This is a genomic window from Mucilaginibacter sp., assembly GCF_041663085.1.
In the GTDB taxonomy this organism is placed as follows: Bacteria; Bacteroidota; Bacteroidia; order Sphingobacteriales; family Sphingobacteriaceae; genus Mucilaginibacter.
This window is the reverse complement of the sequence record NZ_JBAZRC010000197.1, coordinates 1-6,712: the sequence shown is the minus strand read 5'-3', so window position 1 is coordinate 6,712 and position 6,712 is coordinate 1. Positions and strand designations below refer to the sequence as shown.

Sequence of the window (6,712 nt, the reverse complement as noted above, 5' to 3'; positions counted from 1 at the left end):
TACCTGATTGAAGGATGGGGTACCGACCTGCAATCCGAGCATGAGCGTTATTTGGTTGAGAAACACTTTAAAAAGCCGGTGATCCTGACGGATTATCCGAAAGAGATAAAATCCTTCTACATGCGCCAAAACGACGACGGAAAAACCGTTGCCGCTATGGATATCCTTTTCCCGGGCATCGGCGAAATTGTAGGTGGCTCGCAGCGGGAGGAACGTTTAGACAAGCTTGAACAACGCATGGACGAGATTGGCATCCCTAAAGATGAGCTTTGGTGGTACCTGGATACCCGCCGTTACGGTGGCTGCCCGCACTCGGGCTTTGGTTTAGGTTTTGAGCGTTTGGTGCTGTTTGTTACCGGCATGGGCAATATCCGCGACGTGATCCCTTTCCCAAGATTCCCTAAGAACGCGGAGTTTTAAACCGCAGATATATACGATTTTTACAATTACGCCGATTATTTATGATCGGCGTTTTTTTTTATCTCCACTCCATTTTTGTAATTTGCCAGTGAGATGCCAACAATAGAATTAACTACACACATCAATGCCCCTATCCAGCGTTGCTTTAACATTGCCAGGGATATTGATATCCACATAGCCTCTACCGCCCACACCTGTGAGAGGGCTATTGCAGGCCGAACCAGCGGGTTAATTGAATTGGGCGAAACCGTTACCTGGCGGGCAAAACATTTTGGCGTGTGGCAAAACCTTACCTCAATAATTACTGACTTTAATTCGCCTACTTTCTTTGCAGATGAATTGGTTGAAGGTGCTTTTAAAAGCTTCCGCCATGAGCATTATTTTACCGGGGATGATAAGCAAACCATTATGCGGGATGTGTTTGTGTTTGAATCGCCATTAGGCATATTAGGAAAACTGGCCAATTGGTTGTTCCTGAAAAAATATATGACCGGATTATTGATTACGCGGAATAAGGTGATCAAGGAAGAGGCGGAGAGGCGTTAGGTGTTGGCTAAATCCGATATTCCTATCTTTTTTGCATTCGCTCGGCTCCAGCCGAGTTGACCTGTATTAAGCGGCGTCCCGCCGCAGTGCAATAAGGTTTGGCCAGAGGCCTTGTAATAATGGCCACCCGGCTGGAGCCGAGCGACTGCTTAGTGGATTACTCCCTCTTATAATCCTTATGCACAATCAAAAAGCTGGCGCGCTCTTCCTTATGGAAGGGAATATTCCAGTTGCCCTGGTAACTTATTTTAACGGGCAGTAGCTGATCGTTAAACCTGTTCAGTTCGATATCCATCTGCACGTTAAAATCAAACAGCATATTACTGTATTTCATGTCGATATAACGCCCCAGGATCTGGAAATTATTCATATCAAAAATGGTTGTCATTTCCTGTATCACCACATCATCCGGTGCTGAACTGGGCTTGCGGATAACTTTAAAACGATATACGGGGATGCTGTCCAAATACTTGCCCCTTGCAAACTCGTAGGTATAAAACTGCCGCATCTCGGGTCCAAAAATTTCTGTTTTACTGCTGATAAACGGGATGCCGCTCACCTTACGGCCGGGTGTAAATACCAGCGTTTTCAGTTTGGCCCTGTAGCCTTCATTCTTTCCTTTGTTTGCCGTGCCTGTACCTTCAGATTTTACAAACCCGGAATTGTAGGCGTTCATGAAAATATAATCGAACATCTCTACCGTGTACAACTGGTATTTGCCGTTCTTTTTAAAAACGTTGCCGCTATCGCTTTTGGCTGTGTATTCTACCTTGTGCTTACCGGCCTGGTTGCTATGTAGTATGCGGCGGTAGATCTTGCCATTAACCTTATTCTTTTTATCATAGCTAAAAATGCGGTTCTCGGCAGTAAAAGCATACAGTTTCATATTCTGAAACGCTTTGTAAAAGCCGGTATCGGCCATTACCGCATCAATAAAATCCTGCGCGCGCAGCTTGTGCGACACAATATTTACCGGCGAATCGATCACGATAGTTCGGATAGTATCCGGGTTAAAGCGCGGAATTTGCTGTGAATAAGAGCTGAAAGCGGAGAGCAAAAAGCAGAAAGCTATGAGTATCCTTTTGTTCATACTGTTCCCCGTGTACAACCGTCTATGGCCTATCAACTAATTCCCCAACTGTTTAACAGCCAGGTAAGCCATCAGGCCAACACTTTGCTCCAGCGCGCTTTCTTCAATATCAAACGTTGGGGTATGTACCGATGAAGTGATGCCGCGTGCTTCGTTACGGGTGCCTAAACGGTAAAAGCACGAATCGGCCACTTGCGAGTAGTAGGCAAAATCTTCTGCGGCCATCCATATATCAAGGTCGAGCACGTTCTCTTTGCCCAAATAATCCTCGGCATTGGCGCGGGTTTTAGCAGTAAGTTTTTCTTCGTTGATCAGGAAAGGATATCCCCTCATGATGTTAAACTCGCAACTGCCGCCCATGCTTTCGGCAATTCCTTCGGCGACCTTTTTGATCTTAATATGGGCCTCAGAACGCCATTTTTCGTCCATGGTACGGAAAGTTCCTTCCAAATAAACCTCGTTTGGTATCACATTGGTAGCGCCATTGGCAATCACCTTACCAAACGATAAAACCGACGGACTCTTAGGATCCGCAGAGCGGCTCACAATGGTTTGTAATGCCGTAATAATATGAGCGGTGATCACAACCGGGTCTACATTTTGTTGCGGTTGCGCACCATGCCCCCCCTTGCCCCTTACAGTAACATAAAGTTCATCGGTTGATGCCATATACTTGCCCGCACGGAAACCAACCTTGCCGGCATCTATCAGCGGCATCACATGCTGGCCAATCACAGCGGCTGGTTTTGGGTTTTCCAATACACCTTCCTGTATCATGAGGCTTGCACCGCCGGGAAGTTTCTCTTCTGCCGGTTGGAAGATCAGTTTGATGGTGCCGCCAAATTCGCTTTTCAGGTCGGTTAATATTTTGGCCACACCCAATAGCGATGAGGTGTGTACATCGTGCCCGCAGGCGTGCATAACACCCGGATTTTGCGATTTGTACGGCACATCGTTTGCCTCGGTAATAGGCAGCGCGTCCATATCGGCACGCAGGGCCACCACCTGGTCAGATGGCTTATCGCCTTTTATTAGCGCTACCAGGCCGGTATCAGCCATTTTATGGTATTCCAGCCCAAGTTCTTCCAGTTTATTTGCCACAAACACTGATGTTTCTACCTCGTGGAAAGAAAGCTCGGGGTGTGAGTGCAAATGCCTGCGGTTGGCCACTACATCATTAAAAATATCTTTTGCTAAAGCCTGTATCTTTTCTTTAATCATTAGTGATAACCGTTTTGGGTGGATTAATTTTTTCTGATATGATAAACATTATCGGAAACCATACTTTTAACTGTTCTTTCATACGTTCGGCTTCAATACGTGTACGAAAATCGCCGGCACGTACCTTAAAGTTCGGTTCGTGGTACACAATATAGGTACGCATTTCGGGAAACTCTTTATTGAATTTTGCCTGTGCATTATAGGCTGCAACGCGGTTGCTGCCACTGTAGATCTGCACGCGGTAACCAAATGAAGATGAGTAGACTGTTGCCGAGCCGCCGCCGCCGCTCACTTTACTGTTAAGGGCCGCGCGTTTAGCTAAAAGGGTATCAAACAATGACGGGGCCACTACCTGTACTTTACCCCTCTCCTGGGCAAATGTTGCTGATGATAATATCAGCAGTAAAAACAAAAAGCAATATCTGATGAGGCTTAAAGGCACTTGAGTATCAGATATTGCTTTTTTCATGTTATTTTTATTCAACAAACGTTGTCATGCCGAACTTGTTTCGGCATCCCACATACAAAGTCGGCTGTCTGTTGGTCAACCGTCCCGAGAGATCCTGAAACAAGTTCAGGATGACTTTATGTTCTTAATTTTGCCCTACGCCGTGGCAGTTTTTGTATTTTTTTCCGCTACCGCATGGGCAAGGGTCGTTCCTGCCAATTTTTTGCTCAACCTTTACCGGGGTTGGCTTTTGTATTTCGCGGGTATCGTCCATTGGCATACCGTTAGCCTCGCTAACAAGCTCGGGTTTTGAGGTGCGCATGTTTCTCAGATCAAGCTTTGGCTGAGGTTTTGCCTCCCGTACCTGCTCAGGCTCTTGCTGAACCGGGATACCGCCCCTAAACAGGAAGCTAACCAGCTCTTTATTAACGTTCGCTAACATCTGGCGGAACAATTCAAACGCCTCGAACTTATAAACTAACAGTGGGTCTTTTTGTTCGTACACCGCGTTCTGTACAGATTGTTTTAACTCATCCATTTCGCGCAGGTGCTCTTTCCAGGCATCATCAATAAGGTAAAGTGTAACGTTTTTCTCGAACGATTTAAACACCTCTAAACCTTTGTTATCAACCGCTTTTTTAAGCGGAACTGAAACCTGTAAGCCGTGTATGCCGTCAGAAAAAGGAACTACAATGTTCTCTACGTATTGGCCACGGGTATCATAAACATCTTTTATTACCGGGTATGCCTGTTGAGCAACGGCTTCTGCTTTGCGTTTGTAAAAGTCGGTAACCTCTGCAAATGTGCTGTCAACCAATGCGGCAATGCTTGTACCTGCAAACTCTTCAGCGTTAACCTGGGTATCTACAGAGAATAAACGGATAACTTCCATTTGGAAACCTTCAAAGTTATTGCTCTCTTTATATTCGGTTACTACATCTTCAATAACATCAAAAACAGTATTGCTGATATCCACATCAAGGCGATCGCCAAATAATGCGTTTTTACGTTTCGCGTAAATAACGGTACGCTGTGAGTTCATCACATCATCATACTCCAGCAAACGCTTACGGATACCAAAGTTGTTCTCTTCAACTTTCTTCTGCGCACGCTCGATAGATTTTGAGATCATGGAGTGCTGAATAACTTCGCCCTCTTCGATACCCATACGTACCATCAGGTTTGAGATACGCTCTGACCCGAATAAACGCATCAGGTTATCCTCTAACGATACGAAGAACTGGGATGAACCCGGATCGCCCTGCCTGCCTGCACGGCCACGCAACTGCCTGTCAACACGGCGCGATTCATGGCGCTCGGTACCAACAATGGCTAAACCGCCAGATGCCTGTACACCTTCGCCCAGTTTTATATCCGTACCACGGCCTGCCATGTTGGTAGCAATGGTAACGGTGCCTGCCTGCCCGGCTTCGGCCACAATATCGGCCTCTTTCTGGTGCATTTTAGCATTCAGTACGTTATGTTTTATACCGCGTAGCTTAAGCATACGGCTCAGTAATTCCGAGATCTCTACCGATGTTGTACCCACCAGTACCGGTCGGCCGGCCTGTGTTAGTTTCACAATCTCATCGGCAACAGCATTGTATTTTTCGCGGATAGTGCGGTAAACCAGGTCCTGCATATCTGCACGGCTGGTTGGCGTATTGGTTGGTATCTCTACCACATCCAGCTTATATATCTGCCAAAACTCACCAGCTTCGGTAACGGCAGTACCAGTCATACCGCAAAGCTTGTGGTACATCCTGAAATAGTTTTGCAGGGTGATGGTTGCAAAGGTTTGCGTTGCATCCTCAACCTTAACGTTTTCTTTTGCCTCAATAGCCTGGTGTAACCCGTCAGAGTAACGGCGGCCATCTAATACACGGCCGGTTTGCTCATCAACAATTTTCACTTTACCTTCATCAAGGATGTATTCGGTATCTTTTTCAAATAAGGTATAAGCCTTGAGCAATTGGTTAACCGAGTGGATACGTTCTGACTTGATAGAGAAATCGCGCATCAGTTCATCCTTCTGGGCTATTTTTTGTTCGGCCGGAAGATCAGATTTTTCAATATTGGCAATTTCGGTACCTACATCAGGCATCACAAAGAAATTAGGGTCTTCGCCCGATGCAGTGATCAGTTCGATACCTTTTTCAGAAAGCTCAACCGAATTATTTTTTTCATCGATGATAAAGAACAGCTCAGAATCAACCTTCGGCATTTCCTTACCCTGATCCTGCATGTAGTGGTTTTCGGTTTTTTGCAGTACTGTACGGTTAGCCCCTTCGCTCAGGAATTTGATCAGCGCCTTGCTTTTTGGCAGGGCGCGGTGGGCGCGTAATAAAGCTAAACCGCCATCATCAATACCTGTATTACCATCGTTTATAGCTTTTTTAGCTTCGTTTAAAACGGTGTTAACATACGCCTTTTGCGCGTTAACCAAACGCTCTATACGTGGTTTTAATTCATAAAACTCGTGCTCATCGCCGCGTGGTATTGGGCCCGATATAATTAACGGTGTACGTGCATCATCAATTAACACGGAGTCCACCTCATCCACCATGGCATAATGCAGCTTGCGTTGCACCAATTCTTCGGGGCTGCGTGTCATATTGTCACGCAGGTAGTCGAAACCAAATTCGTTGTTGGTACCAAAGGTAATATCAGCCAAATAAGCTTTACGGCGTTCTTCGCTGTTTGGCTCGTGTTTGTCAATACAATCAACAGATAAGCCGTGGAATTCATACAACGGGCCCATCCACTCGCTATCGCGGCGGGCCAGGTAATCATTCACGGTTACAATATGTACACCCTGCCCGGCAATAGCGTTAAGGTATGCAGGCAGCGTGGCTACCAGAGTTTTACCTTCACCCGTTGCCATCTCAGATATTTTACCCTGGTGCAATACAATACCGCCTATCAGCTGCACATCGTAGTGTACCATGTTCCAGGTAACCTCGTTACCGGCAGCAAGCCAGGTATTA

Annotated in this window: 6 protein-coding genes; 2 read left to right on the top strand and 4 right to left on the bottom strand. The window is 46.1% G+C overall.

Annotated elements, in window-relative coordinates; genetic code table 11:
* Both WC615_RS21920 and WC615_RS21915 read left to right on the top strand, forming a co-directional pair.
* Positions 1 to 420, top strand: a 420-nt coding sequence (locus WC615_RS21920; RefSeq protein ID WP_372980182.1) for an amino acid--tRNA ligase-related protein, incomplete at its 5' end; no start/stop codon positions are given.
* Positions 421 to 513: 93 nt separating this feature from the next.
* Positions 514 to 966 carry a cell division protein gene (locus WC615_RS21915; RefSeq protein ID WP_372980181.1) on the top strand — a complete coding sequence of 151 codons (453 nt, stop codon included), beginning with the start codon at positions 514 to 516 and terminating at the stop codon, positions 964 to 966.
* 157 nt (positions 967 to 1,123) lie between these two features.
* Here the strand turns inward: WC615_RS21915 and WC615_RS21910 are convergent, their stop codons facing one another.
* From WC615_RS21910 to secA, 4 genes are all read right to left on the bottom strand, one after another.
* Positions 1,124 to 2,056: a hypothetical protein gene (locus WC615_RS21910; RefSeq protein ID WP_372980180.1), complete on the bottom strand. Its 933-nt coding sequence runs from the start codon at positions 2,054 to 2,056 to the stop codon at positions 1,124 to 1,126.
* 36 nt (positions 2,057 to 2,092) lie between these two features.
* Positions 2,093 to 3,277, bottom strand: a complete 1,185-nt coding sequence (locus tag WC615_RS21905) for a M20 family metallopeptidase (RefSeq protein WP_372980179.1) — start codon at positions 3,275 to 3,277, stop codon at positions 2,093 to 2,095.
* Positions 3,270 to 3,746 carry an SPOR domain-containing protein gene (locus tag WC615_RS21900; RefSeq protein WP_372980178.1) on the bottom strand — a complete coding sequence of 159 codons (477 nt, stop codon included), beginning with the start codon at positions 3,744 to 3,746 and terminating at the stop codon, positions 3,270 to 3,272. The genes WC615_RS21905 and WC615_RS21900 overlap by 8 nt, the downstream gene beginning before the upstream one ends.
* A gap of 124 nt (positions 3,747 to 3,870) precedes the next feature.
* Positions 3,871 to 6,712: preprotein translocase subunit SecA (gene secA / locus WC615_RS21895; protein WP_372980177.1), on the bottom strand; the 2,842-nt coding region annotated here is incomplete at its 5' end.

Coding starts and splice junctions, on each gene's coding strand:
- WC615_RS21915 (WP_372980181.1), top strand. CDS start 514: ATGCCAACAATAGAATTAACTACACACATCAATGCCCCTATCCAGCGT.
- WC615_RS21910 (WP_372980180.1), bottom strand. CDS start 2,056: ATGAACAAAAGGATACTCATAGCTTTCTGCTTTTTGCTCTCCGCTTTC.
- WC615_RS21905 (WP_372980179.1), bottom strand. CDS start 3,277: ATGATTAAAGAAAAGATACAGGCTTTAGCAAAAGATATTTTTAATGAT.
- WC615_RS21900 (WP_372980178.1), bottom strand. CDS start 3,746: ATGAAAAAAGCAATATCTGATACTCAAGTGCCTTTAAGCCTCATCAGA.